Origin of the sequence: Bacteroides sp. AM41-16 (assembly GCF_003603495.1) — a bacterium.
In the GTDB taxonomy this organism is placed as follows: Bacteria; Bacteroidota; Bacteroidia; order Bacteroidales; family Bacteroidaceae; genus Bacteroides; species Bacteroides uniformis.
In genome coordinates this window covers 61,712-88,275 of the sequence record NZ_QTNE01000021.1, presented here as the reverse complement: position 1 = coordinate 88,275, position 26,564 = coordinate 61,712, and the positions used below count along the sequence as shown (strand labels likewise).

Sequence of the window (26,564 nt, the reverse complement as noted above, 5' to 3'; positions counted from 1 at the left end):
TCGGTTACAGGATTATTGAATGCCCCGTGTCCGCACGATGGTTTCCTGCTGTCCGTTGTCATAGTTCTGCGAAGCCATCTGGCGGAGCTTGTCGCTTTGGGCGAGCACGGCATTGGCCAGCGTGTTCAGCGGCAAGGCTCCTGCACGGTAAGCGTCGGCCATAGCGGGGGTGAGCTGCACCGTACAGGGCACACGGTCTATCGTGGCAACCAGCGTGCAGCCTTGTAGTGCCGGGTTCACGATACGCGGATTCAGCGGCTCGTCGGGATAGCGTCTGTACTGTACCTCTCTACCGGTCGTGGCTGCATTTCTGTTTCCCTCCGTCCGTTCTTTTCCCAGCACCTCGTGTCCCGCCTTGTTCAGCAGGTTCGCGCCACCCAAGCCGATAAGCAGCATCTTCAACATCGGATTCTTGACGAACATACCTGCCACTATACTCGCTATCGGCAGCAGGTTGTCTTTCAGGCCCAGCGATTGTGTCCTACCTGTAAACACGCCCAGCAGGATGTCGGGCAGCATGGCCAGTATATAGCCCAGATTACCCGCGACATCGCCTATGCCGTCCAGTCCGAGCGAGCGGACCAGCTCGTCCCAGCCGTTCTCGTTGGTCTGTATGGTCTGTGTTCCCTGACCTGCCTGTTCCTGCCGCATCCCTTCCCCCGCAGAGACGGCGGAAGTCGACACTTCCTTTTCCTCTTTTTCCCTTTGTTTGGGTTTCGATTCCGTCTGTTCCTCCGTTTCGGCTTTCCGTCTTTCCATATCTTGCAGGTAGGCTTCCTCTTGTCCGGGAGCGACAACCATCGGCACGTCTTTATACCGTTCCACCCGTTTCCGTTCCTCCTCGGCGGTTTCTTCCCGCCACGGCATATTTCTATTGTCTGTTTTCCACCAGTCCATAAAATCGAATGTTACAATCGGTATCTTCTTTTGCAACTTTCCGTTGGCTGCGGCAAGAGCCGTGTTTTCTTTGCCCGGTATGCTTGCCGCCTCTTTGCGGAAGCTGTCGAACACGTTGCTGTCGCTGCCGAACACGCCCTTGCTGATACACTCCTCTGCAGAGAGCGGCTGCGTTTCCTCCTTCCCGAAATGGTCGGCAACGGCTGAGATTGCCGTATCCGCACCGATGAACCGTGCAACGGCCGTCCACGAACCCGTACCGCCCAACATGACCGTATCGGCCGAAGCCCCCAACACCCAGCCCGCACCTTTCTCCAACTTGCTCGGCCGGTAGGCAACCTCTCCGCGTTTTTCTATCTCTTCGGCCAGCGGCGAGCGCCCCAAAGCCTGTGGCAATCCCAGCAGGCTCGATTCTGCCGCCTTACGGATGATGTAGTCCGCCGAGGATTTGGGCATACGTTCCTTGACCAGTTGGTCTATCATCAGTTGCTCTACACGATAGTCCACGAAGGCATAGGCGAGGTCGCAGCCCAATTCCTGCGACAGTTTATCGTAACGCTCGCGTCCGACTTCCTTCACAACGACATCGCGCCACTGTCCGGCCATGTAGGCGAGGTCGTGCTGCATCTCCTCCGACGAGAAAATCCTGTCCTTGCACATCCCGATGTAGTCCTCGGTCGTCTTGGAGTTCCACTCTCCCGTAACCTTGAGAGTCTGGTACGGGTCGGCGAGCGGTTGCCCCGCTGACGCCATCATGCCGAGTATGCCGCCCAGGGAGGTCGAATACGCTTTCATTTCCTCGCCCTGTTTTTCGGTCAGGTAGGATTGCGTCTGCGTCATGACGGGGACAAGATGATGGCGGAAATAACTGCTCATCAGGGCCTCCAACTCCGCAAACCTTCTGCTATGTTTGATTCCGTCCATATAATCAATGTCTTTCTATATCATGTTTATTTGTTTCAACAGTTGTTCCTTCGTCTGCTCGATAGCGTTATGGTACACCTCCATTTGCTTGGGGAAAAACTCTTCGAGCCACGTGTCCTTTTCGATATTGTCGTGAATGAAACGTATCGCCTGTTCCCGCTCGATTTCTACCGAGGCTTCCCCTTCCTCCCGGTTGTTGAACCATGCCTTCGTCCACCAGCGGACTCCGGCACGGTCGGGATAGACGGAGACGATTCTCGGTATGTCGAAGCTCTGGATGTCGATGTCCAGTTCCGCCAACGGATCAATGAGTCCGCTGCCCGCTACGGCTTCGTCATGAAGTTTTTTTTTACCTCGCCGCCTGTTGCGGAAAGGTACACATCATGCCGCAGGGCAAGGTAGTTCAGGAAATCCGCTATCAGCAGGTTCTGTACCTTGCAGGCCAGCGGCATGGCTTTGCGCCCCAGTCCCAGCGGGTTGTACATGCTCGGCATCTTCTCATAGAAATACTCCTTCGCAGCTCCCATTGTAAAGATGTGGCGCAGCGACTGCTCCGTATGTGCGGGCACCGTGTACGCTCCCCGCTGTAAATCCTCCATGTAAAGTGGCAGAAAGCGGAGCATCAGCTCTTCTATTTCCCTTTGATCCTTCTCGTAGTCGTTTTTTACTCTTGTTTCCGCATCGTAAAAAGACGCCGCACCATTGCCGTCGGCTTCCTGCAAAGCCTTGATGTTGCCGTACAACATGGTCAGGAACTCTATTGGGTTCAGTTCCTCGCCCTTGAATTTGACTTCTATATGCAGCAGTTCGCCGCTCAAAGCCACCGTTTGTCCGGCTTTCACCCGCTGTCCGAATTGGGCGAATACATTCGACAGATGACCGTATGTCACCTCGTACCCGCCGTAACGGACCGTCTGGCAAATGCCATGTACCGGGTCGTTGCCCACACCTGACACGATGCCGCTGGCCACGGCTGACAGCATGTAACACCTCACGTTGAAGTCTATTCCGTGATGAAAGAACTTTTCTCCCGTTGCCGGGTGTACCTGTTCGCCGTAGCCGAGCGACATCTCCACATCTTTCCCCTGCGGCTCCTCGAACGGCATACAATAGCCGCTGTCGGAGTGCAGAATCATTTCTTCCGTATATTTCATTGTGATATATATTTTCGTGTTTCTATCTTCTCATTCCTCCGCTTTGCGTTTGTTCCTCCGGAGAGAGTGTCGGCGTCTGTGTCCTCGATACCGTTTCCGAGGGAACCGTGCGGACAACGCCCGCATTGTTGCCGATAAGCATCATGCCCAGAAACAGACCGGCGATTTTACCCAGCCAGCCGAAACGTCCGAACACGAGGTACGCTGCTGCGATAAGTCCTGCAATGTTCAATCCCGACACATTGCCCCCTCCGAGGTTTCGCAAAAAGCCGCTGAGCATGTTGAACAACCCACCGCCGGAGGCTTCCCGCAGGAAGTTCGATACCCCGTTCAGTTTCGAGTCCGCGCCTCCCACAGCCTCACCTATGGCAGAGACCGTCTCTCCGGCTTTGTCTTTCAGTTCCTTCATGTCTTCGGTCGTACCTGCAAGGGCATCCGTGGCGGATTTGCCGACTACGGCCTCACTGACGATCCGTGCGACACTTTTGTCGGTGGTCAGTTTTTCCCAACCCACATAACCGACGGCAGCTCCGGCGGTAGCCGTTTTGACCGCCTGCCCGGCTCCCCGAAGGGTCTGCGAGGGATGCAGTACCGCATGACCGGCACTTTTCCCCGTCGCATTGGCGGCCTTGCCCATGCCTTTCATGGCCTTTCCGCCGTATTTCAATATCGTATCCCAAGCTCCCATATTTTTATTCTTTTTTTTAGGGTCTTACATTTCTTCCAATTTGCCGCCAGCGTCTTTGGGCGGCTTTCACGATGTCGTACTTGTCCGCGACAGGGCGTGCGCCCTCGTCGATTTCCCGCCAGATGTCGCCCATCGTGGTGTATTTCACTGCCTTGGTCAGTCGCTGCAGCGTCCGGTTCATCGACCGGAGTTTCGGACGTATGCCGAACACGATCTCCATACGTTCCCTTTCCGTCATCTTGTTGTCCGAGAGGCAGGCCGTGCGTATATCGTTCACGATTTCCACGCTGTTCAATATCATCTCCCGGTAAATCTGGTTGCGCCGCGTGGAGAGGGCGACGGCCAATGCACCCGTCGAATGTCTGCTCAATTGTTTGGTGAAGTCGCCCATGTTGTCTGTAAGCTGCGATATTTCATGGTAAAAACCGTAAATCTGAGCCGCATAGCAGACAATCGAGCGGAACGAGTTCAGGTAATTGTTGAACTCCCGTTGCAAGTCCGTCGTGCCTTCCACTTCTTCCTTCGTCCACACATGCCCTGTAGTTTGCATCAGCATGACCTTCTCTTGGTTTTTCAGTTCCTTCTCGGCCTTGTTGGTATAAACCAGAATCATTCCCGCAAGGGTCGCATCGTTCTGCGCCTGTACCTTCGAGATACCGGCGCACAGCAACAGAATCCATATCGAGATTATCCGCTTCATCGTTCTTCGTTTTTTATTATCCTTTTTTCAACGGGCGATGGCTGCCGCCCTGCGCCAGCGGGACATGGCCAGACGGGCCACCTCGCCGTTGCTGCGGTCTATCATACCCGCCGTTATGTTGTTCCACACGTCGTTCAGGGTATAATAGCGCAGGCTCAAATAGAGCAGATGCAGTTTCCGGCTGAATGCCGCGAGCTGGTCGTTCAAAGCCCACAGGGTTTTGCTCCGTTCCGCCCCCGTGAGCATGTTTTCCGTGCCGCCTTTGGCCACGGCGTCGTTCAGCAACGTGAACACGGAAACCAGCTCCGTCGCCGTCTCGATATAGAGGTTGTTCATGTTCATGCTGGCGACGATGCCCTGCGGGTTGTCCCCGATGGCTTTGCCCAGTTTTCCCAGCGTGAGGAAAATCCGCACGCCGTCGTTATAGAGGTGGGTACAGGCTTTCAGCGACGAAGCATAACCGTTCGCCGTCTTGAGGTAACTGTTGTACTGCTTTTCCCACTCATGTATGCGGTTGAACTCCGCTGCGATACTGTTCTGCATCAGGGCGGTCTGTGTCTGCCCCTTGATTTGTTTGTCTATCTGGCCGTTTATCAGTTCGTTTCCCTCGGCCAAGGCTGCCCATTCCAACGGGTTCGAAGCGGCAACCTGCGCCTTGGCCAATTGCGGAAGCAGACCGGCAAGCACAAAGACCACCCATATGCTAATGATTCGTAATCTCATAGATTCCCTTTTTTCGTTTATTGATTTCCACACGTTCACGGATAATCGCCACGATGTCGTTTCCGCGCCGGATACCGATAAGGTCGAGCTTCGGGCTGTTCCGGTCCGTCGAAAGGATAACGACCGTTTTCAGACCGCAAAGCTGTTGCAGGAGGCTCTGGTGTTCCTGAAAGTCCACGATACGGTACAGTTCCATGTAGTCCACCCTGCGGCAGAAAAGTCCCCGCTCGCAGACAAGCTGTTCGTTGCCGACCCGGTAACATATCCGGCGCAGGCAAATGAAACGATACAGCAGCACGAGGAACAGAAACAAGGCAATGACCGTCGCCATACCGCCAAGCGGCATACCTTCCATGCCGCCGTACACCAGTCCCGCCATGCACATGAATATCAATGGCAGTTCGTCGATGACGAATTGCCCGGCGTGCGGGCGCAGGATAATGTTCCGGACATCTTGTATGGTATATGGCATGGTCATCGGCGAAAGTGTATCTGTCGTTCCTGCCCGGCGTTTTCTTCTTTTTCCGACTCCTGCCCGACAGTCTCTTCACGTTTCTGTTCAGCCAAAAGCTGTTCGTTCCAGCTCGTATGGCGATAATCCGGACTTTCCCAGGTAATGGAGACATCATGCTCCCTGTCAATACCAAGGAACTCCCGTAGTTTCTCTCGATATTCCCGGTAGCACTTGTTCGTGGTATCTATCTGGTCCTGCACGTCTTCCGGGGCACACAACCCGCTCGAACGCATCGACTCCGCTTCTTCCGATTCGGCGTCGAACCGTATGCAGATTTCTTGCAAACCACCCTTGGGCAATAGGTAAAATTCTCCGTCTGTCAAATCCCCGCCGTCCGGTATGGAATCGAGATAGGGTTTCCTCTCCGGCGTTTCCTCTATGGCAAAACGTACTGAGCGGCATATCTCCTTTTGCAAATCCCATGTGAGATTCGACCCTTTCCGGGTATTATCGAAACAGATATGTTGCCGGGCAGGGATGGTAAGATCAAGTATCTCTCTCATCTGTTTCCCGATAGGCTTGCCGCCCGTTGAGATAAAGACCGCCTTTCTCAAATCCTTGTTCTTCGCCTGATGGAGTTGGTAATAGGCCATCGCGTCATAGGTACTCCCGAACCAGTAGATATGTTTGGCCTCGGCAAGAGGTGTTCCGGCAGGACTTGCAATCCACAACCCTTCGCTCTCATTGCTTTCCTCGCTCTTGCCTTTATAGCTATCGCATCCGTCCATTCTCATACGTTCCCGTTCCTCGAAACCCACGACCGTACCGCCCTCTTTGGGCAAGGTCAGTGGAAAAGCGAGACAGGTGTATGCCGCACCGTCTGCGCCGTGTTTTGTTGCCAGGCAGAAATGACGGTGGAAAGCATTCTGCGTGCTGAGGTCGATACCCCGGTTCTTGAAATAGGGATAGAATATCTCCTGCATCTCATGGTCTTGAGGGTTGAATCTGTGCAGGTCGTAGTCTGTTATATCGAATGGTCGTAGGTCTTGCTTGACCGGTACGGTTTGCACCTCGTATTCTTCGAAGGGGATGTTCAGCAGGCGGCTGCACACGAGGTTTACCAGCCGGTTCAGGTCTATTCCCTCATAATATTCCGCGAATAACGCCGGGTGCTCCTTGATGAACGAAACGACGTTGTATTCCTTCTGCCGGGGTGGTTGGCAACAGCATTTTCCCTGTTGCGTTATGACGAACTTGTCACCCCGGATACGCTTTTCCTCACTGTCCGTGCGGATAAACGAGGAGAGGCGTAGTCCGAAGCGTCGGTTCTGGCGATACCCGGCATCAAGCAGTACATCCCGGATATCGAGTCTTTGCAAAAAATCATTATGTGTCAATTTCTTGTCATTCATTGTCTTCTCTTTTCTTTTGTTGTTTCATGTAGGGGGTACTGCGTTGTCATCGGTGGAAACGTGCTTGCCGTTCCTGTTCGGGTTCTTCTCTTCTGGCCGGCTCTTCGTGAACTGATTCTTGCAGCCTGATCTTTGCCAAGAGCTGTTCGTTCCAGTCCTTATAGCCTTTTTCAGCGGGCTCGTACACAATAAGGTCGGTGCTGTCCTCGCCGGGAGCGGGAAGATTACGGATCGCATCCTCTATGGCCATGATATTTTGTCTCATGCCCTCCAGTGTTTCCTCACTGGCCGAACCCTCGGCAAGGGCTATCTCGTACTCGTCTTGGCACACCATGCTCATCTCCTGCAAATATCCGTCGCCGATTGTCCGATAGTCGAGCGTACCATCTTCCCGATAGATTTCTTTGGGACGTAAAAGCGTGCCGATTATCCTGTGAAAGTCGAAGGGTTCGAGTTTTATTTCGTAGTTCTGGTTCTCCTCGCCACTGATACGGACCAGCAGTTTGTCGTCTTTCGTCACGTTGCTGGTGAATGTCTTGCCCGCCTGGGTGAGCGCGAAGTTGATGGCGAAGATCTGTCCGGCACGGTCCTGGTCGAAGCAGAGATGGTGGTAAGCGCGTGGAGTGGCCTTTATCATGGCTTTGAACTGCTGTTGGCTCGGTGCCCCGCCGGTAGAAACGAACACTCCCTTTCGCAGTTCCTTGTCCCATTTCTGGTTAAGCTGGTAATAAGCCATCGCGTCGTAGGCACTCTCGAACCAATAGATACGCTTAGCTTCCGCAAGTGGGGTTTGGGCAGGGCTGGCAATCCACAGCCCCTCGCTCGAATTGCTGCCCTCGGCCTTGCCTTTGTAGCTGCCGCTTCCGTCCATTCTTGCACGTCCCCGTTCCTCGAAGCCCACGACCGTGCCGTCGCCTTTGGGCAAGGTCAGCGGAAAAGCGAGATTGGTGTATGCCGCACCGTCCTCACGGTGTTTCGTCGCCAGACAGAAGTGGCGGTGGAAGGCGTACTGGGTGTAGAGGTCGATACCCCGGCTCTTGAAATAAGGATAGAACTTCTTCTGTGTCTCCCGGTCCTGCGGGTTGAACTTGTACAGGTCGTAGTTCGCGATGTCGAACGGGCGGATGTCCCGCTTGGGCTGTATAATCCGCGTTGTCCGGTCCTCGATGGGATGGTTCAGCAGCCGGTTGCACACGAGGTTCACCAGTCGGTCGGGAGACATGCCCGCACGGTATTCAGCGAAAAACTGCGGGTGCGCCTTGATGAACGAGATGATGTTATAGACTTTCTGCTGCTGTGCTTGGAAGCAGCACTTTCCCTGTTGCGTCACGATGAACTTGTCGCCACGGATACGCCGTCCCTCGCTGTCCAGACGGACATACGAGGGATAGCGCAGGCCGTCGCGCCGGTTCAGGTGGTAGCCCGCGTCAATCAGCACGTCCTGAATGTTCAGCCTTTGCAGGAAGTCGTCGTAGGTAAGGTCTCCTTCTCTCATAATTGTCTTTATCTCCCTCTTCTCATATCGTTAATATCCTGATTCATCTGTGCCTCGAAATTGCGTATAGCCACGTCCCTCGGCGTATCGACACCGGGCTTGAAATACGGACGCGGCTCGCCTCCGAAACGCTCACCGTAGAACTCCGGACCGTGATGATGATGCCGCAGGCCGTGGACGACACCCGCCGTGACGACCGTTCCTGCCGCAAGGGCGGCGAAAATCTTCACGCCGAGACTGCGCTGTGCTTCCGGCCGCATCTTCATGTCCACCTCGCTGAATATTTTCGAAAAGATTTTCATGCGGTGGTAGTCATCGACCGCAAGGAATTTGTCGTAATCCTTCTGGCTGATCTCGTGGCTGATGACCTGCCCGTCGATGACGGCCGTCATCTTGTACTTGCCCTCTATGGGGGACGGGTGTACGGCTATCTCGCCGACCTCGACCTCCCTGCCGTGCCGTTCTTCTCGGTACCAGCCCTTGCGCTCGTCAAGGACGGAAATATCCCGTCCATCGACGGAAGCAGCCGCACCATACGGCATCTCCTGCCGGAGCTGGTTTTCCAGTGGGGAGAGGATTTCCTGCTCCTGTTGCTGACGCTGCGTCAGTTCCTCCTGTACTTCGGGGTGCAGACCAAGGGCGATACGTTGTTTGCTGTCGAGGTCCGCCATCGTTACCTTGTCGGCAAAATCCGCCCCGATAACCCCGTTCAGGACTTCCAGCCGCTTCTCGACCGGTTGTTCCTCGATGGAGTTGGAGGTCAGGACGGCCGTTTCTTCTTCCGTCAGGTCATAGACCAGATCGGCGGTCACCTTTTCGGACTGTACGGTCAGTGTCCGTGCCTCCTTATCGACGATAAGGCCGTGGGAGGCAAGACATTCCTGCCATTTCTCGTTGGAAAAATAGACAGGAGAGCTTATCAGTTCCTTGTAGGTACGGGCCGGTTCCGTGCTGCGCGGACGGCTGACCAGCGGCGTGATGACCGTCTGCAGGTTTTGCAGGACGTCGGCCTGTTGTGCCGGTTGCACCGGTTGTCCGGCCTTGTATTTGTAATAGAAGCCGTAGCCGCCCGACTGCAATTCGCCCGGCTTCATGCGTCCGTCCCACCGTTCAGGGACAATGGGCGGTCCCGGATAGAACAGTTGGCCGCCGACCCGCCGCAGATGGAAGCCCCACTGGTGGCGTGGCGTCCAGCCGAGAAACGGGGGCGGCATACCCAACCGTCCCACATGCCCGTATTCGCCGATACCGATACGGTAGCCGTGCAGCCCCATAGCGACACGGCCGTTGGCATTGCGGGCATGGACGAAGTTCTTGGGCATATAAAAGTCTTTCCCTACAATGCTCGTGAACACGTTGTAGGCTTTCTTGTTGGCCGAGTTTGTTCCCCAGTCCGTCAGGGCCAACATCTGACGCTCGGTAAGGTCGTAGGTCAGCAGCGGCGAATCGTGGCCCTGCACCACGAGCCGGTAGCCCGTGCCGTCGCTGACCACGTGGGCCTGCATACCGTTACGCCTCAATATGTCCTGCATTTCGGGTTGCAGGTCCATCATTCGGGGGTTGGTATTCTTTCGTATCGCCATAATCCGTTGTTAAAAAGGGTTTCCGTTATGCATCTCCGTTCTCCATCGCCGCCTCCAGTTGCTCGTCCTTGTAGTGGACGAACTCGGCGGCGGATTCGTTGCCCGCCATAAGGCTGTGCTCCTTGCAATAGCGGGCATATTCCTCCTGCCATTCGGGCGAGAAATGATTCACATAGTCGAGCCAGCCGTATTCGCCGCGCTCCATCTTCTCGATAAGTACCTCTTCGGAATAATATTGGTGTTCTGCCATATTCGCTGGATGTTAAGATATTATTTGTGAACTCCCGCCGCACGGTTACGCTCGGCGCTTTTCTTCTGTTCGTTCCACAGTTCTTCGGTATATTCCTCTTCGGGAACATAGTCGAGGTTGCCGTCATCGTCCATCACCCAGCAGCCGTACACGCCGAAAGTGTACTTGTCCCACTCGCGTTTGGGCTGTTCTTTCCATTTCTGGCTGTCGCCCGAACAGAAGCGGATGCCGGTCTTGTCATGCAGGTCGATGCCCACCGTGACGGGTTCATCGTCCACGACCAGTGTCAGCGGTTCGCCGTTCTGCATACTGTTTACCTCCATTGTACCGAGGTGCATTATGTCGGCCAGCACTTGCAGGTTGCGCCCGATAATCGGCGTGGGGATATACATCACCTGCTTCGTTTCCTCGTCTATCTGCACGAATGCCTTGCTGTGCCGTCCGTCTGCCGTCTCCACATCGGCAAGAATCGCCTTGCCTGCGAGCAGTTGTTTCTGTTGCGCCTCGTCGTAGCGTTCCAGTGGCGAGGATTCCAGGACGGGATAAAATACCACGTCCGACAGACCGTCATCTCTACGGACAAGGGCGAAGCGGCTGCGGCTTTCGATTAGTTCTCCCTTCTCGTCACGGACACGGACCGGAAGCACGGGAGAGTGTCTGCCGTCGCAAATCTCATCGAGGACACGCATCGGCAAGTCCTCGATCATCTCCTGTGTAAGCCCGAATCGGGCCAGTGTCGGATAGGGCAATTCAATTAGTTCAAATCGTACTACATTCATATTTAATTTTGTATTTTGAATTACACTTTGCAAAGATAGATTCTTTTCATTCCCTTGTATATAATAGAATAATATTAGTGTATTAAGAGAGTTTATTTTTATGTTCAGAGTATGATTTTGCGCATAAATTCATACTCTGAATGCTTTTTTTGTTGTACTTTGGTCGAAAAAGGCCGTGGAAACGGGACATCTTGGGCAGGGCTGGTTATATTTGCCGCATGAGAAAGAAACTACTGGTTTTGATGGCGGGTGCTGCAAGTATCGCAGGCCCCGTTCAAGCACAATTCAATACGGTCTCGACCGTGCCGTCCCGATACAGGGTTGAAGTCGTTTCTGCCGGTAGGGATAATGTGGCGACCTTGCCCGGAAACATGCTTTCCGTCCAAGACTCCTTACCGTCGGCAGGAGACGCCGCCCCGGCATTGCCCGCCGACACCTGCAAACACGTATGGATAGAGCGTTACCTTAGCGTAAGCTATCCGCTGCACCGGATGAAAATCAACTCGCTTTATGGGTATCGGAAAGATCCTTTTACCGGAAAAAAGAAGTTTCACAACGGAATCGACCTCCACGCACGGGGCGACGAGGTGATGGCCATGATGGCGGGAGTGGTAGTGAAAGTCGGGCAGGACAAATCCTCCGGCAAGTATGTGACCTTACGGCATGGAGACTACACGGTCAGCTATTGCCACCTGTCGCGTATCCTTACCCGGAAAGGGGCTGCTATCGGGCCGAGGGATGTCGTCGGTATTACCGGTTCTACAGGACGCAGCACCGGCGAACACCTGCATATTTCCTGCAAGCTCGATGGAAAAAGTGTCGATCCGTTAATGGTACTGGATTACATCAAGTCCATACGCGAAGAGTGCGTGGCGGCACTGGCCGAATCCAGAGAGGCCCCCGCATTAAGTCCTGCGGGTGGAAAACACAGATGATTCCGTTTATTTTTGTTAATCATTTCACGGGAATGGTAAAAAAATGCCTTTATGCTTACCTTTGCAAGGCAAAATTAAGGTATGAAAGGATTCGTTGCTGTTCTATCGTTGGTGCTGCTGGCCTTGGTATGCAATTCCGGGGCGCTGCATGTTCCGGCGGCCGGTGTGGCGGCTGCGCAGGAATGTTGTGTCCGAAATACGGACAACGCCTCTTTTCAGCAATTCCATGACAGAGACTCTATCCGGCAAAAAAAGGACAGCGACATAACAGGCATAATCGGGGAAATCCCCGATGTGGCTTGCCGTGCCGGCGCATCGGTAAAGGGGATGCATCTTCGGTACATATCTGTGGAAACGGCCCATTTTCTCCGAATTTTACAGCGGTATCTCATTTGCCGCATGAACAACCTGACCTATTGTTGTACCCTCGTGCATGACTCTTCCCGTAGCCCGAACTGGGATAATGCCTGCGAGCATTATATCTTCGGGATGAGACGGATTCTGATTTAGCGGTTTGTTTTTTTATCGTTTATACTGACGGTTACACTTGGCTGAAAAGCGGGGTGTGGCTGTTCGTCGTGAGTATATCTTATTATTGAACAATCAGCAAAAATAAAATTTTCAATCCGTATGAATCAAAACATTTCTGCTGCCGAAACCCTGTTTTCCGCAGCGCATCCCGATATAAAGAAGATTACCAATATTTCGGCTCTTATTCTTTCCCTCCTTTTTTGTGCGGTGGGACTGTGCCTTCTGTTTTTCTCGTCGAAAGTGGAAGATTCCTCTTCCGCGTCAGGTCCTGTCCTGCTGGTCGGCGGAATCGCCTTTCTGGTGGCCGGAGGTATTCGCCTGATGATAAGAAAAAGGAGTCTGATATACGTTCCGACCGGCAGTTTGGTGAAAAAAGGTTCTTGTTTCTTCGATGCGGGCGACCTCTCTGTATTGGGGCGGTTGCTGGAGGAGAAGACTTTTGACGGCAAGGCAGAGGTACTGCCGAAGAAGGACGGCGGTGTGCGGATGGACTACATGGTTTCGCAGGACGGTAACTTCGCTGCCGTCCAGTTGCTGAAGTATGTTCCTTACGCTTACGAACCGGCATCTTCCGTACTCCATTATACGGGAGAAGAGGCCAGCGCTTTCGTGAATGCTTTGCGGGTCGGCCGATTCTGATTCTGGAAGGGAAACGGTAACAGTTTCCGCAATTTGGCTCGTCCGGCAGCCGGTTCTATAAAAGAACGGTTGCCGGATTTGTTTTTATTGTGGACTGGGGTTTGTTTCTTTGGAAGGCTTTCATTTGCACGACAAATGTCCGGTTCATACATGACGCCATGCTCTGGAAAAGACCCGGTTGTACGGCAGGTTTTCTTGTACTCTGTATCGTTCCGACCATTTTTTATATGTTGAAGGTTAAAGTAATGAGTTATTATATATACCGATTGTTTGGTATTGGCACGGCTGGTAAAAGCTTGTAATTTTGTACCCGTTTTTCATTTCTTTTAAAAACTATAAAAAAATAACGGGTAATTGTGCGTATATCTGTTCTCGGACTGATACTTATGTTCCTGTTTCCGATAACTCTATTTGCCCAACAGAGGGTGGATGTGACCGGAAAGACCCTTGTCGTTTCCAACAATGGAGAAGGACAAGAGGTGTTGCCCTATACCAATATCTTGGTACTCGAAGCCGGGGATTCCACCCTTGTAAAAGGGGTGATGAGTGATGCCGGCGGGAATTTCCGTCTTAGCTTCCATGCAAAGAAAGAATCGCCTTACCTGCTGAAAGTTTCTTATATAGGTATGAAGCCGGAGTTTCGTGCATTAAATACAGGCAAGACGAAAATCCATGTCGGAAACATTGTCTTGACAGAAGGTCTTGAACTGTCCGAAGTGGTGGTCACGGCTCCCATAAAGGAGGTGGAACTGGTGGGCGACACTACCGTCATCAATGCCGATGCCTACCGGATTCCCGAAGGCTCGAACTTGGAAGAGCTGGTAAAAAAGATACCGGGCTTGGAATATGACAGGCAAAACAAAACCTTGGTTTATAATGGGCTTCCCATTGCGGAAATCAATGTTAACGGGGAAGCGTTCTTTGCAGGAAACCATGCGCTGGCTTTGGAAAATCTGCCCGCCGATTTGGTAAGCAGGATAAAAGTGTATGACAAGCGTAGCGAAATGGAGAAATTCATGGGGATAAAAACAGGGGAAGAAAACTATGTGCTCGACCTGCAAACCAAGAAGGAGTTCAACGGTACACTGATGACTTCCGTAGCCGCAGGCAAGGGTAACAACAAGAAAAAAGAAGCGGAACTAATCAGCAATTTCTTCAAAACCGGCGGGGAAAACCTGTCGGTAATCGCCAAAAGCGGCAACCGCAACATGACATCCGCAAACAAAGACAACCGCCAAGACAATGTAGCGGTGAACTTCCTGAAAAAGTTCGGAAAGAAGATACACCTTAACGGGAATGTCATGTACAGCAATGCTATCAATGGGAACGAGGGGACATCTTACTACGAGCAATACCTGAAAACGGGGAACCGCTACCGCTATGCGACCAGCGACCGCCACAACACCAACCGCATGGCAAGCACCATGCTAAGCATGAAATGGAATATCGATAAGATGACCTTGCTGAACCTTTCAGGCAGCTTTAGTGCGATGAAAGGGACAAACGGGAGTGACAGCCGGCAGGCGACCTACAATGAAAATCCAGAATTGGATATCACAGCACCGTTCAATGGGGAAGAAAACGGCCAAACGGAAAACGATATCCGGGTGAATGGCATCCGCATGAACTCCCGTTCAACAAGCGCCAACCGGCAGTATTTCCTGAACGCCGACCTCACCCGACGGCTGAACGAGAAAGGCAGCAGTTTGGGGCTAACCATGCAATACTCGGAGGGGAGAGGAAAGAACGAGGCGTTTTCCGTGTCCTCCACCACCTATTACCAATTGCAGGATGAGTGGGGTAACGATTCCGTCCTCTACCGTAATCAATATTATGACAGCCCAAACAGAAACCGCAAATTCAGCTTGGGACTGATACTGACACAGCCACTACACAAGAGCCTGCGGGCACAACTTTCGTATAAATTCAGACGGGAAAACCAAAACAACGACCGCAATACCTACGACCTGTCCCGCTTTTTCGACGGTACGGACGATGAACCCTTGTACACCCTGCCGGAAGGCTACGAGGCAGCCTATACCGACAGCCTGAGCAACAGAAGCCGAAGCCACACGACAGCGCATGAAGTGGCCCTCCACCTTAACTATACGGACAGAACTTGGGAAATCAACGCTGGCCTGTCCGTCGTTCCCGAACGGCAGAGTCTCGACCAGAAGACCGGGCGGATGCAAGCCGACACGCTGAGAACCTCCGTGAACTACTACCCGGCTGTTACCGTCTTGTGGCACAAAAAGAAAACACGGGTGCAACTAAGTTACGAGGGAGACACGAAACAGCCGGGACTGACCGAACTGCTGACACTGACCGACAACAGCGATCCGCTGAACATTACACGGGGAAATCCCAGCCTGCGCCCTTCGTACAACCAAAGGGTGCGCTTAGAAGCACGAGACACGAAGATAGGTTTGAACGGAGACATGACTTGGGCGAACACGGTGAACAGTGTGACACGGGCTGTGACGTACAATACCCAAACAGGCGGTATAGAAAGCTATCCCGTGAATGTGAACGGGAATTGGAACGCAAGAGCCACCGTGCGATACCAGAAGCGCATCAAACGCCGATTTTCCGTTACCGCACGTACCGGCGCTTCGTTCAGCCAGAACGTAAGCCTTATCAACGAGGGACAGCAGGAGATGCCGGAGCGCAGTACGACCCACAACACGACACTGAATGCCAACCTGCGTTTTGGCTACCAGCCCCAATGGGGAGGTTTCGACCTGACGGGTGACTGGCGTTTCCGCCACTCCACCAACCTTTTGCGCGAAACCGGCGATTACACCCGCGACTACCGCTTGGGGGTGAACGCCTACGCCGACCTGCCCGGCGGCATTCAGTTGCGGAGCGATGTCGATTATTCTTTCCGCAACGGGACGAACATCACCCCCGGCGAAGATGACCAGGTAGTGTGGAACGCCTCCCTTTCTTGGCGTTTCCTCAAACAGAAGAAGGCGGAACTGTCATTCTACTGGGCGGACATCCTTAGCCAGAAAAAGAACTTTACCCGCAGCGTCTCTTCCTCCGGATTGTCGGAGAGACACACGCAGCAGATAGGTAGTTGGTTCATGCTCTCCTTCAAGTACCGTTTTAACAAACAATTATAAAGCAGGAGCGAAGTTTATATTTTTTTAGTTAATGAGTGGTGATTTGCTTCTAATTATATACCAATTTTTAGGTATTGTGCTCTGAGTAAACTCGTTATAATTTTGCACCCCGAAATAATAATAACGAAATAATAAAATCACAGAAAGATGAAAAGAAACAATTTGCATGTCGGTTTGATGGCATTCGCAATGCTGCTGATAGGGGCATCGTGCAGCGATGACGACAACACCCTCTCATACAGCACGGGTGCCGTGCAGAATACCGAATTGAAAACCATTCTTGTTCAAAGAGGCTACACATTCAACGAGGACGGCAATCTGTTGCTTGATGATTTGGCTAACAATACGACGACGCTTGACCTCTCCGGAACGCAGATTTCCACAGACGCACTGGCAGAACTTTCCATGTTCCCTAACTTGACTGATGTGGATCTGTCGGACAATGGTTACGGCCCGGCGTTCGACTTTGCCAAATTGCCGGAACAAATCACCGGAATAGACCTGACGGGTAATGAAATCTACGACTATGATAATCTTGTGAGTGTCGTAGTGGAAGAAAACGGTGATGAAACTGTGACTAACCTGCACGAAATTACCAAACTTTACCTTCCGGAAACCGCTAAAGAGAATATCGAAGATCTCGTGCGTTTCTACCGCCAAAACAAGGAAGCCATCACCGCCGGCACCATTGATATGAAGATGACTGATGTCGACGGCAATCTGCAAACTTATACCACCCTGCGCGACGTGCCCGACGCAAACCTGCTCACTTATTTGCAGACAAATTTTGCCGATCTGTTTAACGGCGACCAAATAGACCTTAGCAAACATTTGGGACTCGACCAGAAAACAAAGGAACTGCTTGTTGCTCCTGCTGATAATGTTACCAACTTTGAGGGTATTCAGTTTCTGGTGGAGAATCCTTATTGGGAAGGTGCTAAAATCAGCCTTTATTCTGCCGGAGAAGAAAGTATAGCTTCTATGCCCAATATAAAAGTAGGGAAATTCATAACCCAAGTCATCCTGCAAAATATAGAAGTGGAAGATATCGACTTATCCAATGCTACAGATTTGCGAAGTGCTTGGGTCCAAAATAACCCGGCATTGCAGAAGTTAGATTTGAGTTATTCCACTATTTGGGGTCAAGGAGATAAAGAAACGGAAGGCAATGGTACGTATGGCAGTAGTCTGATGGTTCTGGGATGTCCTATACTGAAAGAAATCAAATTGCCCGAAAAAAATGAATTGAAAGCCTACAGAATTGATATTGAATGCTTGGACGCATTGGAAACATTTGACATGTCGAATGTCAAGATGGTAGCAGAACTCAGTATAGGTGATTTGAATAAAGACTTTAATCTGGTTTATCCGGAACTGACCATTTTCTATAGTGAAGATGGATATGCCGGTACTTATTTCGCTTGTTCAGAGAACACTTTCTATAGAGAATCAACCCAAGCATTCCTGAAAGCAAATTATACAGACATTGACCCAGACGATACGGTCAGAAGGTTAGGTTATACTTCTTCTTTATCGTATGATAAAAACAAAGGATGCCGTTGGAGGACTTTATTGAACAAACAAAAATAAAGTGTAATTATTTTTTTATTAAACTTTAATTATAAAAACGATGCGAAAATTTTTCTTAGGAGCTGCCCTTGTTGCAGCAAGTTTCGGAATGGCACAGTCTGCTGACGCTGCCACAGTGATGGATGTAGATGGTGTAAGTACCGTATTGGCAATCAGCGATTACGAAGGTACTTATAACGGTACAATGGATCAAATCAAAATGAGAGGAGAAGATTATGAGCCACGTGCTGCATCTTATACTCTTGAAAATGGTATTTTGAGTTGCGATTTTCCGCAGATCGGAAGTATGCCGGGGAATATCACTATCGAGTTGGAAGTAGAAGTAGATGAAGAAACCGGTGAAATTACAGCTTTCAAAGGTGATAAAGCAGGAACTTTGACCATTTTAGGCATGGATTTAGTAACATTGAAGTTAGATTCTTTGACTGATGCCAAAGTTACAGGCAACACTATCGAGTTTACTCTGGCAGTATCCGGTAAGTTCTTAGGTGCAGATTTCCCTGCATCCGTACACTTTGTTGGAACAAAATAATTCGTCATTATTTTGTCAAGCAACGAAATTAAATTCAGAAAGAGTAAGGAGAAAGCTGTCAAACGGCTTTCTCTTAGCTCTTTTTTTGTGTGTTACTAAGAAAAAATTATCACAATATATTCACCTCACCCAATGGGGAAGACACCATTATCCTGTCAGCAAGGCTGCTATGCCGCTAAAAACACTTCCGGTATGCAACCGACGGCGAGGAAACAAAATTATCCAAACCGCCTGAACCGCTTCTGAAGCCTACATGCGGTACACATCAAAGACAGACTTTGCCATCGGAAAAAGCCTGCCTTTAATCATGTAAAAACCATGACTTTACATACCCTTTGCGGAATACACGCAGGCAAGGGTAATGAACAGGAAACAATTATGGATTACAAAACAAGTAAATTATATAAGCAAAATGAAAAAGTTATACTTTTTATTCAGCCTTCTTATGGCAACAGTAATCGGATTAAGTTCGTGTGAAAGTGACGATTCACTTACCAATGAGCCACCTGCACAGGAATATATTGATAAGGCGAAGGAAATCCTTGTAGGAGACCTCGTGCTCTCAACCCGTGCTACAATGAGCGGTGTGGACAAGACGCTGTTGGAAAGCGGTTGCCCCACCAAATTCAACTTTTCTTGGCGGGAAGACGGCACGATGGTGCTCGACCTGAGCGACTTCACCGTGGGCGCCATGCCCTTCGCCATCACCTTCCGCTGTGCAACGAAGTTTATGCAACTCAACAGTTGGGAAAAGGATGAATACCCCGGCAGCGGTTGGGTGAAGTTCGTGGGAACGGACGGAAATGTCACCACGAGCGGCGATGACGCTGCGGACAACCAGGAAGGGAGCGGCGCCCGTGTAGATGGTTTCCTGAACGTGGACACCAAGCAAGTGGAGTTCATCGTGGACTACAACATGATGAACGTGCGCACCGAAACCTTCCTGCAAGAAATCGACAAGAGCCGTATCGACCGCTTTGAAGAAGAATTTGCCCAGTACGAAAAAGACTTGGAAGAAGCCAAGAAAGAACAGGGCAAGGCTTGACCTTTCGATTGCAGGAAAGAAGGAAAGACCGTAAGACACACGGCTTTCCCTCTTTTTTGTGTAGAATAACATGTTTTGATGATAGACAGATGAAAAGAATAACAGCCATCTTATTTTGTGTCTTACTGGCATGTATGAATGCCCAGGCACAACGTAAAGTAAAGCTCAAAGTTCTGGAGAAAGGGACGGAACAGCCGGTCATCGCGGCCACTGTGGTCTATGCCGATAACGAAGCGTTGCAAAACCTGCAGGGGAGCGTCACGAATGTGGACGGGCTGGCGGAACTGAAAATCCCCTCCAAGAAAACGTATTATTACAAAATATCCTATGTCGGTTTTGTTCCGGCAACAGGAAAGATAGAAGCGACCGAAACCGAGAAGACCGTCTATCTGGAAGAGGATCATTTGGGACTGAACGAGGTAGTCGTCACCGGTTCGCGTACAGCGCGACCCATCAAGATGTCGCCCGTTACGACGCAAGTCTTGGGCGGCAAGCAGTTGGTCGAAGCCGGATACAGCAACCTGCAACAGGCATTGCAGCAGGAAACTCCCGGTCTGAATATCCAGAAGGTGGGCTTCGGAAACGAAATCTCCATGCAGGGGCTCGACGCCCGCCACGTGCTGTTCCTGATGGACGGCGAGCGCATGACGGGCGACATGGCCGGGAATCTCGACTACGAGCGTTTCAACCTGCACGCCATCGACCGTATCGAGATTGTAAAAGGAGCCAGCAGTACGCTGTACGGCTCGCGTGCCGCCGGTGCGGTAATCAACCTTATCACGAAGAAAACGACCAAACCGCTTTCCATCGACGCAGGTGTGCGCTACGGACAGATGAACGAGCGCAATTACAAGAATCCGCAACCGAAGGATTTTTTGTATATGTTCGAGAAGAATGCCGACCGCCCCAACCTGCAAGGCTGGGTATCTGCCGGATTCAAGGCGGGGAAAGTAACCTCGCAGACCGACGCATGGTACAGTTCCTCGGATGCGTTCTACATGTATCAGGCGGAGAATGACAAGAAGGTCTACACGCAAGAGGCCAATCCCTTCCTTCCGCACGACATCACCGTGGTCAACTCGTCCTCACGTCCGCCGATGGGCATCGAGGGCAAGGAGCATATCACGGTTTCCCAAAAACTGTATTACGACCCGACCGATGACCTCTCGGTCTTGGTTTACGGGAGCACCTTCTTCATGAACACGTATGACCTGATACAGGACATGACTTTCAGCCAGGCGCGTGACTGGACGGCGGGAGCCAAGCTGACCTACCACGTGAAGGACTGGTTCAGCGTTACGGGTAGCCTTCATGCCGACTTTTACGACCGCTTCAAGCGGCACGAGCGCATCGACACGCGCAACAAGGACTACGAGAGTAGCATCTGGCAGCCGCGCCTGACCATCACGAGCAACTACTTCGACGGGCACAGCCTGATCTTCGGTGTGGAACATACGTCGGACGAACTGACCTCCGACCGTTTCTCCGGCAATGCCAACCACGATCTGAAAACCCGCGCCTTGAAAGAAACGGAGTATTTCTTGCAGGACGAGTGGACCATCAACCCCAAGTGGATGGTATCTGCCGGACTGCGTACCAACTTCTCGAAGGCGTTCGGTTTCATGGGGATGCCCAAGATTGCCGCCAAGTATTCGCCCAACGAACGGTGGAGCATCCGCGCCAACTATTCGATGGGATACCGTTCTCCGAGTATCAAGGAACTCTTCTTCAACTGGGACCATTTGGGCATGTTCATGATCCGCGGAAACGAGAACATGCAACCGGAAAAGAACAATTATTTCTCGCTGGGAGCCGAGTACAGCAACGACCGCCTGTTCCTGTCCGGTACGGCCTACGGCAACTATTTCCGTGATAAAATCGAGGGCGTATGGCGCATCTACGACATGCAGTACAACTTCGAGTACACCAATTTGAGCAAGCAACGCCTTCTGGGGCTGGAAGCCTTGCTGCGCTGGCACGTGCTGGACTGCCTGACGCTGAACGGGACGTACAGCTTCGTGAACGTGAGCAAGAACGAGGGCATACAGGTGAACACCACCTCTCCCCATGCCGCCACGGCCAGTCTGGACTACAAGTTCACGAAGAAGAACTACCGGTTGAACGCCGTGTTCAGCGCCTCGTACATGGGACGCAAGAAGTTCGACGTGCAGGACCGCGTGTTCGTGGAAGAGGACAACAAGAGCTATGACGCCTACTTCCGTTGCGACCTGCCGCAATACGTGCTGTGCAACCTGTCGGTGTCGCAGACCTTCTACAATAAGGTAAAACTGACGCTCGGTGTGGACAACATCTTCAACTACGTGCCGAAAACCCTCGGTTCGGGCATCACGATGTTCAACGTGCCCGCCACGCCGGGAACACGCGGATGGGTGCAGTTGGAATTTATGCTGGACGATGTGATTAACTCTTTAAGGAAAAAGAAATGATTAAATATACGACAATGAAACGTATGGGATTATTCAAAACGGTAAGCCTCCTGCTGGGCTGTCTCACGATGTTCTCCTGCGTGGACTATGACGACATACAGCCCTTTACGGGCAAGACGCTGCCCCGCAAGTCGGGCTATTCCACAGGGGTGACGAACGACTGGATATACTTCAACCTCCGCACGGGAGAGTCATTCAACACTTACACCGTGAACAAGGACATCAAGGAAGGCGAACAAATCAACCGCACGGACTGGGATCTGGCTTTCTGCGGCTATACCATGCGTACCAATTCGGGTACGAGCGGCATCGGTCAGGGCGGTGCCGCCGACTTGGGCTATGGCGGTTACGATGACTGGACGAGCGTTTCACAACTGCCTTCCGACTTGGAATGGGTCGTTGACACGGACGACGTGCGCGTCACCATGTCGCAGAACGACTGGAACCATTACCTTGTGGAAAACAATCTGGACTTCGATGCCAACCCGTGGTTCGACCCCAACAACGGTCCTGCCACGACCGAGACCAATGCCAACCCGCTGCTGTCGCAGGCCATGAGCTTCTCCGGGCCTCCCCCCACATACACCCCTTCGTTCCACACGTATGTGGTGCGTACCGCCGACGGAGAGAGGTACTTCAAGATACAGATTATCAGTTGGTACGATGCCAACGTGGAAATCGGTGATGAAGGCGGGAGAATCAGTTACTATTGCGACGAATTGAAATGACGGAAAGTATGATGGGACAATTCGTGCGCTTTATGCGCTTCTGCAACCGGCGGTGGGTGAAATGGCCGACAGTTATCGTCTTCCTGACGGCGATAACGGTCGCCCACTTCGTCATGGCAGACAAGTACGGGGACAGCCCCAATGCTCCCACTTGGGAGTTTACAATTACGCTGCACGCCGCCATGCTGGTTGCTGCGGCAATTATTATAGTATTCTACAAGAAACGTATCAAACGTAAATTAATGGAATATGGAAAAGACTAACGTAACGACCACTGAAACAACAAATGTAACACCTCCTGCCGCCAAACGGCGCTATTGGTGGAAAGCCATCGCTTCTTTCCTCATGGTATTGTTTACCATGCCTTTGGGGCACGGGCTGATGATTATCATGGAGCATCTGATGAGCGAGACCGTTCTGCACTATTCGGCCTTTGTCATGGGCGCGGTAGGTATGGCGATGGTGATTGTCGGCGTATTCGCCAAAGGAGATACGCGCCAAACACTCTGGGGATTCTTCGGCGGTCTGCTCTTCTGGACAGGCTGGGTGGAATTTCTCTTCATGTATTTTGCCAACCGTTTCGGCACGCAGCCGGAACTCGACCCTGTGACGGGTGAAATCGTAACCCGTCCCGAATATCTCATACTGCCCGCCTCGTTCGGTTTTTGGATGATGATTATGGTAATGTACCTGTTCAGTACAAAGAACGGATGCAACTTCATCAACTGGTGGCAACGGTTGCTCTTCCGTGGTAAGAAGAACGACATCGCCGCCCGCCCCATGACGCGCCACACGAGTATCGTCACATTCATGGAACTGATGATGTTGCTGTGGACTTCCTACCTGTTGCTGATGTTCTGCTACGATGATGTATTCCTGGGCGAGAATCATCCGGTGACACTGTTGGTGGGGGTCGGATGCTTTATCGGCTCGTTCTTTATCTTCGCCAAACAGTTGCGCCTTTCTGCGTGGGGGGCCAACATCCGTATGGCAATCGCTACCGTTATCGTGTTCTGGACACCGATTGAGATCCTTGGCCGTATGGATTTGTTGAGCGAGATATGGGTAGACCCTATGGGGCATAAGACGGAAATGATTATCATACTGGCAGCGTTCCTTGTACTGGCTGTTTACCTGTGGTATATGGGTGCGAAGAAAAAGAATGCCGTTTCCCAATAAAGAAAACCGGATATGGCAGCAACAAAAGAGAGAAAAAGGCACTGGCTTAAAGCGTTTGTCTCCATCGCTGTGACATTGGTTGCCATGCCGCTGACACACATCCTGGCACGTGCGCTGAAAGACGGTACGGCGGGGGTGGAACAGTTCTATGCCGGTATGGGAATGGGGCTGTTCGGTTTGCTGATGGTCATTATCGGTGTATTCATAAAAGGCGACGTCAAACAAGCGCTGTTGGGTTTGTTCGGCGGTATGTTTTACTGGATGGGCGCCATCGACTTCCTGTTTATGTACTATGCCAACCGTTTCGGCACGCAGGCGCAGCTCGACCCGGTAACGGGCGAGATTGTCAGCCGGCCGGAATACCTGATACTTCCGTCCACATTCGGGTTCTGGGCCATGACGATGATGCTGTACCTGTTCTGCACTGCCAACGGCTGCAATTTCCTGAACTGGTGGCAGCGCTTGTTCTTCGGCAAGCACAAGAAGGAAATCGCCGCACGCCCCATGACACGCCATACCAGCATTGTCGCTTTTATGGAAGTCATTACCATGCTGTGGACGTGCTACTTGGTGCTGATGTTCTGCTACGATGAGCGTTTTTTTGGCGACCATCATCCGGTGACATTGCTTGTCGGGATGCTGGGCTTCATCGGTTCGCTGTTCATGTTCGCCAAGCTGTTGCGTTATGCTTCGTGGGGCATGAGCCTGCGTTTCGGTTTCGCCACCGTAATTATCTTCTGGATCGCGGTAGAGGTCTTCGACCGGATTCACCTGCTGAACGGGCTATGGGCAAATCCACAAGGACATGTGCAGGAAATCGCGTTGATTCTGGTTTCGTTTGCAGTAACCGGGCTTTATCTCGCTTGTGACAGACGAAAGAAAACTGCGGATGTAAAACGACAATAAAAGATAAATCATGAAACGGATAACTTGGAGGAAACATCATAAATGGTTCGGGTTGCTGTTCTGCTTCTTCATGCTCATGTTCTGTTGGAGCGGTATTGTGCTGAATCATCGTGAAGCGGTGGCCGACATCAACGTCAGCCGGAAGTGGCTGCCTGCGGGTTATCGTTTCGAAGCATGGAACGGCGGGCTGCTGAGGGGAACGCTGCGCTATACGGACAAGGATTCCGTGGCTCATATACTGGCCTATGGTGCAGCCGGGGTATGGCGCACGGACACTGCCGCCTCGGCTTTTGCGGACTTCAACGAAGGACTTTCCCAAGGGGCGGACTACCGTAGCATGAAAGGCATAGTGCAAACACCCGACGGTACGCTGTATGCCGCCGGCCAGTTCGGCCTGTACCGCCACGACGGAACGGCTTGGATAGAAATCCCCCTGCCTTTGGACGAGGGAGAACGTCTTTCGGACATCACCGTCCGGGGCGACACGCTGGTAGTTGCCGGACGTTCGTACCTCTATCTCTCCACGTCTTCTCACGCCGGATTTCGGAAAATACAGGTGAAAGTTCCCGACGGTTACGAGCCGAAGGTGACGCTTTTCCGCACGGTGTGGATGTTGCATAGCGGGGAGTTGTTCGGCACGGCAGGCAAGCTGGTTGTGGATGCGGTGGCTGTTGTGCTGGTTCTCCTGTGCCTCACGGGGCTTGCCTACTGGCTGCTGCCCAAGGACATGCGCCGCCGCCACCGCCACGGGCGGCACACGGAAGGCGAAGCCCGATGGACACGCCTCTCCCTGCTGTGGCACGACAAGCTGGGACGCACCACTATCATACTGACCCTCTTGGTGGCCGTTACGGGCTGGTGTCTCCGTCCACCCGTCATGATACCGTTGGCTCTGACTAAGACACCCGCTCTGCCCGGCACATCCTTAGACAGCCCTAATCCTTGGCACGACAAGCTGCGCATGGTGCGCTATGACGATATGTGCGGTGACTGGCTGCTCTCCACTTCCGAAGGTTTTTATTCGCTGGCTTCACCGGATGCCGTTCCCGTGAAGGTGGAGGAAGCTCCCCCGGTCAGTGTCATGGGGCTGAATGTCTGGCAAAAGGATAAGCAGGGGAACTGGCTGGCCGGTTCGTTCAGCGGCCTGTTCGTTTGGGACAGACAGCAGGGCTGGGTAACGGACTACTTCACGGGAGAAGAAGCCGAAGATACAGCCGGTCCTCCTTTCGGCAAGTTTGCCGTTTCGGGTTACAGTGCGGATTTCAAGGGAAAGGAATGCGTGGTGGAATATTACGAGGGAACGGATGCACTTGCCCAGCCCGGCGAACTCTCCACACAACCCATGTCGCTTTGGAACTTCGCTTTGGAAGTACACAGCGGACGGGTGTTCATAGGCAGCGTGGCTACTTACGTGTTTGTCTTCCTCGTGGGAGGAGGATGCGTATGGTGTCTGTGGACAGGATATAGGGTGAGAAAAGGAAACAAGTAATGAAACTTGTTTTTAAGAAAGTCTCTTGGAGATTGAGCACACCCGGTTCTACACAAAATGCGATGGCATACGGCAGAACGCCCTGTTTATTTTCATGCAGGACCGGAGAGATAAAACGGCATTTGAAAGAAACGGATTGCCAGTTGAAAATTTGGGAGGCTTTGTTCAAGATTCCATTGGTTGGAATGACCGCATACGGAGACATCGCCTCTTTGCGCATAAAAAGTGAGGTTGTGCCGGTTTGAAGTGAACAACCTCACTTTTTATAATTTGGGGCAGCGATTGTTTAACATCCTCCGCAACATCCGCCTCTTCTGTGTTTCTTGTGATGACGATGATAATCGCAGCAACGACCTTCA

At 52.0% G+C, this 26,564-nt stretch carries 26 protein-coding genes; 14 read left to right on the top strand and 12 right to left on the bottom strand.

Annotated features, from left to right (window positions below; all coding sequences use genetic code 11):
• Positions 1-12: 12 nt before the first annotated feature.
• Genes DW896_RS16900 through DW896_RS16845 form a run of 12 tightly spaced genes read right to left on the bottom strand, consistent with a single transcriptional unit; the run spans position 13 to position 11,059 of the window.
• Positions 13-1,821 (bottom strand): hypothetical protein, encoded by a 1,809-nt coding sequence (locus DW896_RS16900; RefSeq protein ID WP_119993579.1) that lies wholly within the window; start codon positions 1,819-1,821, stop codon positions 13-15.
• A 15-nt stretch (positions 1,822-1,836) separates the two neighbouring features.
• Complete coding sequence (locus DW896_RS16895; RefSeq protein WP_008655032.1) at positions 1,837-2,121, bottom strand: hypothetical protein; 285 nt, start codon at positions 2,119-2,121, stop codon at positions 1,837-1,839.
• A gap of 23 nt (positions 2,122-2,144) precedes the next feature.
• Positions 2,145-2,975 (bottom strand): M23 family metallopeptidase, encoded by an 831-nt coding sequence (locus tag DW896_RS16890; RefSeq protein WP_008655033.1) that lies wholly within the window; start codon positions 2,973-2,975, stop codon positions 2,145-2,147.
• A 22-nt stretch (positions 2,976-2,997) separates the two neighbouring features.
• A complete protein-coding gene (locus tag DW896_RS16885) occupies positions 2,998-3,663 on the bottom strand; it encodes a hypothetical protein (protein WP_008655034.1) in 666 nt (221 codons plus the stop codon).
• A gap of 16 nt (positions 3,664-3,679) precedes the next feature.
• Positions 3,680-4,363, bottom strand: coding sequence for a hypothetical protein (locus tag DW896_RS16880; protein WP_008655035.1), 684 nt, complete (start codon positions 4,361-4,363; stop codon positions 3,680-3,682).
• A 27-nt stretch (positions 4,364-4,390) separates the two neighbouring features.
• Complete coding sequence (locus DW896_RS16875; RefSeq protein ID WP_007567566.1) at positions 4,391-5,086, bottom strand: hypothetical protein; 696 nt, start codon at positions 5,084-5,086, stop codon at positions 4,391-4,393.
• Complete coding sequence (locus tag DW896_RS16870) at positions 5,067-5,564, bottom strand: PH domain-containing protein (RefSeq protein ID WP_007567564.1); 498 nt, start codon at positions 5,562-5,564, stop codon at positions 5,067-5,069. The genes DW896_RS16875 and DW896_RS16870 overlap by 20 nt, the downstream gene beginning before the upstream one ends.
• Positions 5,561-6,952 carry a toprim domain-containing protein gene (locus DW896_RS16865; RefSeq protein ID WP_007567560.1) on the bottom strand — a complete coding sequence of 464 codons (1,392 nt, stop codon included), beginning with the start codon at positions 6,950-6,952 and terminating at the stop codon, positions 5,561-5,563. Before DW896_RS16865 ends, DW896_RS16870 begins: the two co-directional genes overlap by 4 nt.
• A 46-nt stretch (positions 6,953-6,998) precedes the next feature.
• Positions 6,999-8,447, bottom strand: coding sequence for a toprim domain-containing protein (locus tag DW896_RS16860; protein ID WP_007567554.1), 1,449 nt, complete (start codon positions 8,445-8,447; stop codon positions 6,999-7,001).
• Between the two features lie 8 nt (positions 8,448-8,455).
• A complete protein-coding gene (locus tag DW896_RS16855; RefSeq protein ID WP_044301930.1) occupies positions 8,456-10,030 on the bottom strand; it encodes a hypothetical protein in 1,575 nt (524 codons plus the stop codon).
• A gap of 25 nt (positions 10,031-10,055) precedes the next feature.
• Complete coding sequence (locus DW896_RS16850; protein WP_007567552.1) at positions 10,056-10,280, bottom strand: hypothetical protein; 225 nt, start codon at positions 10,278-10,280, stop codon at positions 10,056-10,058.
• Between the two features lie 20 nt (positions 10,281-10,300).
• Positions 10,301-11,059, bottom strand: a complete 759-nt coding sequence (locus tag DW896_RS16845; protein ID WP_007567550.1) for a DUF4099 domain-containing protein — start codon at positions 11,057-11,059, stop codon at positions 10,301-10,303.
• Positions 11,060-11,199: 140 nt separating this feature from the next.
• Here DW896_RS16845 and DW896_RS16840 point away from each other — a divergent pair, with 140 nt between their 5' ends.
• The 14 genes from DW896_RS16840 to DW896_RS21525 all read left to right on the top strand — a co-directional run bounded on the left by DW896_RS16840 (position 11,200) and on the right by DW896_RS21525 (position 26,450).
• Positions 11,200-11,994, top strand: coding sequence for a M23 family metallopeptidase (locus DW896_RS16840; RefSeq protein ID WP_044301929.1), 795 nt, complete (start codon positions 11,200-11,202; stop codon positions 11,992-11,994).
• An 81-nt stretch (positions 11,995-12,075) separates the two neighbouring features.
• Entirely contained in the window at positions 12,076-12,504 is a 429-nt protein-coding gene (locus DW896_RS16835; protein ID WP_007567540.1) for a hypothetical protein, read from the top strand.
• 120 nt (positions 12,505-12,624) lie between these two features.
• Positions 12,625-13,164 carry a hypothetical protein gene (locus tag DW896_RS16830; RefSeq protein ID WP_007567538.1) on the top strand — a complete coding sequence of 180 codons (540 nt, stop codon included), beginning with the start codon at positions 12,625-12,627 and terminating at the stop codon, positions 13,162-13,164.
• A 386-nt stretch (positions 13,165-13,550) separates the two neighbouring features.
• On the top strand, positions 13,551-16,289 hold the full coding sequence (locus tag DW896_RS16820; RefSeq protein WP_007567535.1) for an outer membrane beta-barrel protein: 2,739 nt from the start codon (positions 13,551-13,553) through the stop codon (positions 16,287-16,289).
• Positions 16,290-16,436: 147 nt separating this feature from the next.
• The gene (locus DW896_RS16815; protein ID WP_007569382.1) at positions 16,437-17,879 is read left to right on the top strand and encodes a hypothetical protein; all 1,443 of its coding nucleotides are present in this window, start codon (positions 16,437-16,439) and stop codon (positions 17,877-17,879) included.
• Between the two features lie 40 nt (positions 17,880-17,919).
• On the top strand, positions 17,920-18,411 hold the full coding sequence (locus DW896_RS16810; RefSeq protein WP_007569380.1) for a hypothetical protein: 492 nt from the start codon (positions 17,920-17,922) through the stop codon (positions 18,409-18,411).
• A 412-nt stretch (positions 18,412-18,823) separates the two neighbouring features.
• Complete coding sequence (locus DW896_RS16800) at positions 18,824-19,456, top strand: DUF4903 family protein (protein ID WP_044301994.1); 633 nt, start codon at positions 18,824-18,826, stop codon at positions 19,454-19,456.
• An 89-nt stretch (positions 19,457-19,545) separates the two neighbouring features.
• Positions 19,546-21,903 carry a TonB-dependent receptor gene (locus tag DW896_RS16795; RefSeq protein ID WP_008655042.1) on the top strand — a complete coding sequence of 786 codons (2,358 nt, stop codon included), beginning with the start codon at positions 19,546-19,548 and terminating at the stop codon, positions 21,901-21,903.
• Positions 21,904-21,917: 14 nt separating this feature from the next.
• Positions 21,918-22,631 carry an HmuY family protein gene (locus DW896_RS16790; RefSeq protein ID WP_008655044.1) on the top strand — a complete coding sequence of 238 codons (714 nt, stop codon included), beginning with the start codon at positions 21,918-21,920 and terminating at the stop codon, positions 22,629-22,631.
• An 8-nt stretch (positions 22,632-22,639) separates the two neighbouring features.
• Entirely contained in the window at positions 22,640-22,894 is a 255-nt protein-coding gene (locus DW896_RS16785) for a hypothetical protein (RefSeq protein ID WP_225719307.1), read from the top strand.
• The gene (locus DW896_RS16780) at positions 22,881-23,810 is read left to right on the top strand and encodes a hypothetical protein (RefSeq protein WP_007569373.1); all 930 of its coding nucleotides are present in this window, start codon (positions 22,881-22,883) and stop codon (positions 23,808-23,810) included. The genes DW896_RS16785 and DW896_RS16780 overlap by 14 nt, the downstream gene beginning before the upstream one ends.
• Before the next feature lie 12 nt (positions 23,811-23,822).
• Positions 23,823-24,716 carry a hypothetical protein gene (locus DW896_RS16775; RefSeq protein WP_044301924.1) on the top strand — a complete coding sequence of 298 codons (894 nt, stop codon included), beginning with the start codon at positions 23,823-23,825 and terminating at the stop codon, positions 24,714-24,716.
• 10 nt (positions 24,717-24,726) lie between these two features.
• Positions 24,727-26,205, top strand: a complete 1,479-nt coding sequence (locus DW896_RS16770; protein ID WP_044301922.1) for a PepSY domain-containing protein — start codon at positions 24,727-24,729, stop codon at positions 26,203-26,205.
• Entirely contained in the window at positions 26,205-26,450 is a 246-nt protein-coding gene (locus tag DW896_RS21525) for a hypothetical protein (RefSeq protein WP_044301920.1), read from the top strand. The genes DW896_RS16770 and DW896_RS21525 overlap by 1 nt, the downstream gene beginning before the upstream one ends.
• The last annotated feature ends 114 nt before the right edge of the window (positions 26,451-26,564 follow it).

Bases quoted from the DNA above. Each gene is read 5' to 3' on its own strand.
- DW896_RS16855 (WP_044301930.1), bottom strand. From the start codon at position 10,030: ATGGCGATACGAAAGAATACCAACCCCCGAATGATGGACCTGCAACCC.
- DW896_RS16890 (WP_008655033.1), bottom strand. From the start codon at position 2,975: ATGAAATATACGGAAGAAATGATTCTGCACTCCGACAGCGGCTATTGT.
- DW896_RS16850 (WP_007567552.1), bottom strand. From the start codon at position 10,280: ATGGCAGAACACCAATATTATTCCGAAGAGGTACTTATCGAGAAGATG.
- DW896_RS16880 (WP_008655035.1), bottom strand. From the start codon at position 4,363: ATGAAGCGGATAATCTCGATATGGATTCTGTTGCTGTGCGCCGGTATC.
- DW896_RS16785 (WP_225719307.1), top strand. From the start codon at position 22,640: ATGATGGGACAATTCGTGCGCTTTATGCGCTTCTGCAACCGGCGGTGG.
- DW896_RS16845 (WP_007567550.1), bottom strand. From the start codon at position 11,059: ATGAATGTAGTACGATTTGAACTAATTGAATTGCCCTATCCGACACTG.
- DW896_RS16770 (WP_044301922.1), top strand. From the start codon at position 24,727: ATGAAACGGATAACTTGGAGGAAACATCATAAATGGTTCGGGTTGCTG.
- DW896_RS16810 (WP_007569380.1), top strand. From the start codon at position 17,920: ATGCGAAAATTTTTCTTAGGAGCTGCCCTTGTTGCAGCAAGTTTCGGA.
- DW896_RS16815 (WP_007569382.1), top strand. From the start codon at position 16,437: ATGAAAAGAAACAATTTGCATGTCGGTTTGATGGCATTCGCAATGCTG.
- DW896_RS16885 (WP_008655034.1), bottom strand. From the start codon at position 3,663: ATGGGAGCTTGGGATACGATATTGAAATACGGCGGAAAGGCCATGAAA.
- DW896_RS16900 (WP_119993579.1), bottom strand. From the start codon at position 1,821: ATGGACGGAATCAAACATAGCAGAAGGTTTGCGGAGTTGGAGGCCCTG.
- DW896_RS16840 (WP_044301929.1), top strand. From the start codon at position 11,200: ATGCTTTTTTTGTTGTACTTTGGTCGAAAAAGGCCGTGGAAACGGGAC.
- DW896_RS16820 (WP_007567535.1), top strand. From the start codon at position 13,551: ATGTTCCTGTTTCCGATAACTCTATTTGCCCAACAGAGGGTGGATGTG.
- DW896_RS21525 (WP_044301920.1), top strand. From the start codon at position 26,205: ATGAAACTTGTTTTTAAGAAAGTCTCTTGGAGATTGAGCACACCCGGT.
- DW896_RS16775 (WP_044301924.1), top strand. From the start codon at position 23,823: ATGGCAGCAACAAAAGAGAGAAAAAGGCACTGGCTTAAAGCGTTTGTC.
- DW896_RS16780 (WP_007569373.1), top strand. From the start codon at position 22,881: ATGGAAAAGACTAACGTAACGACCACTGAAACAACAAATGTAACACCT.
- DW896_RS16865 (WP_007567560.1), bottom strand. From the start codon at position 6,952: ATGAATGACAAGAAATTGACACATAATGATTTTTTGCAAAGACTCGAT.
- DW896_RS16835 (WP_007567540.1), top strand. From the start codon at position 12,076: ATGAAAGGATTCGTTGCTGTTCTATCGTTGGTGCTGCTGGCCTTGGTA.
- DW896_RS16860 (WP_007567554.1), bottom strand. From the start codon at position 8,447: ATGAGAGAAGGAGACCTTACCTACGACGACTTCCTGCAAAGGCTGAAC.
- DW896_RS16875 (WP_007567566.1), bottom strand. From the start codon at position 5,086: ATGAGATTACGAATCATTAGCATATGGGTGGTCTTTGTGCTTGCCGGT.
- DW896_RS16795 (WP_008655042.1), top strand. From the start codon at position 19,546: ATGAAAAGAATAACAGCCATCTTATTTTGTGTCTTACTGGCATGTATG.
- DW896_RS16800 (WP_044301994.1), top strand. From the start codon at position 18,824: ATGAAAAAGTTATACTTTTTATTCAGCCTTCTTATGGCAACAGTAATC.
- DW896_RS16870 (WP_007567564.1), bottom strand. From the start codon at position 5,564: ATGACCATGCCATATACCATACAAGATGTCCGGAACATTATCCTGCGC.
- DW896_RS16830 (WP_007567538.1), top strand. From the start codon at position 12,625: ATGAATCAAAACATTTCTGCTGCCGAAACCCTGTTTTCCGCAGCGCAT.
- DW896_RS16790 (WP_008655044.1), top strand. From the start codon at position 21,918: ATGAAACGTATGGGATTATTCAAAACGGTAAGCCTCCTGCTGGGCTGT.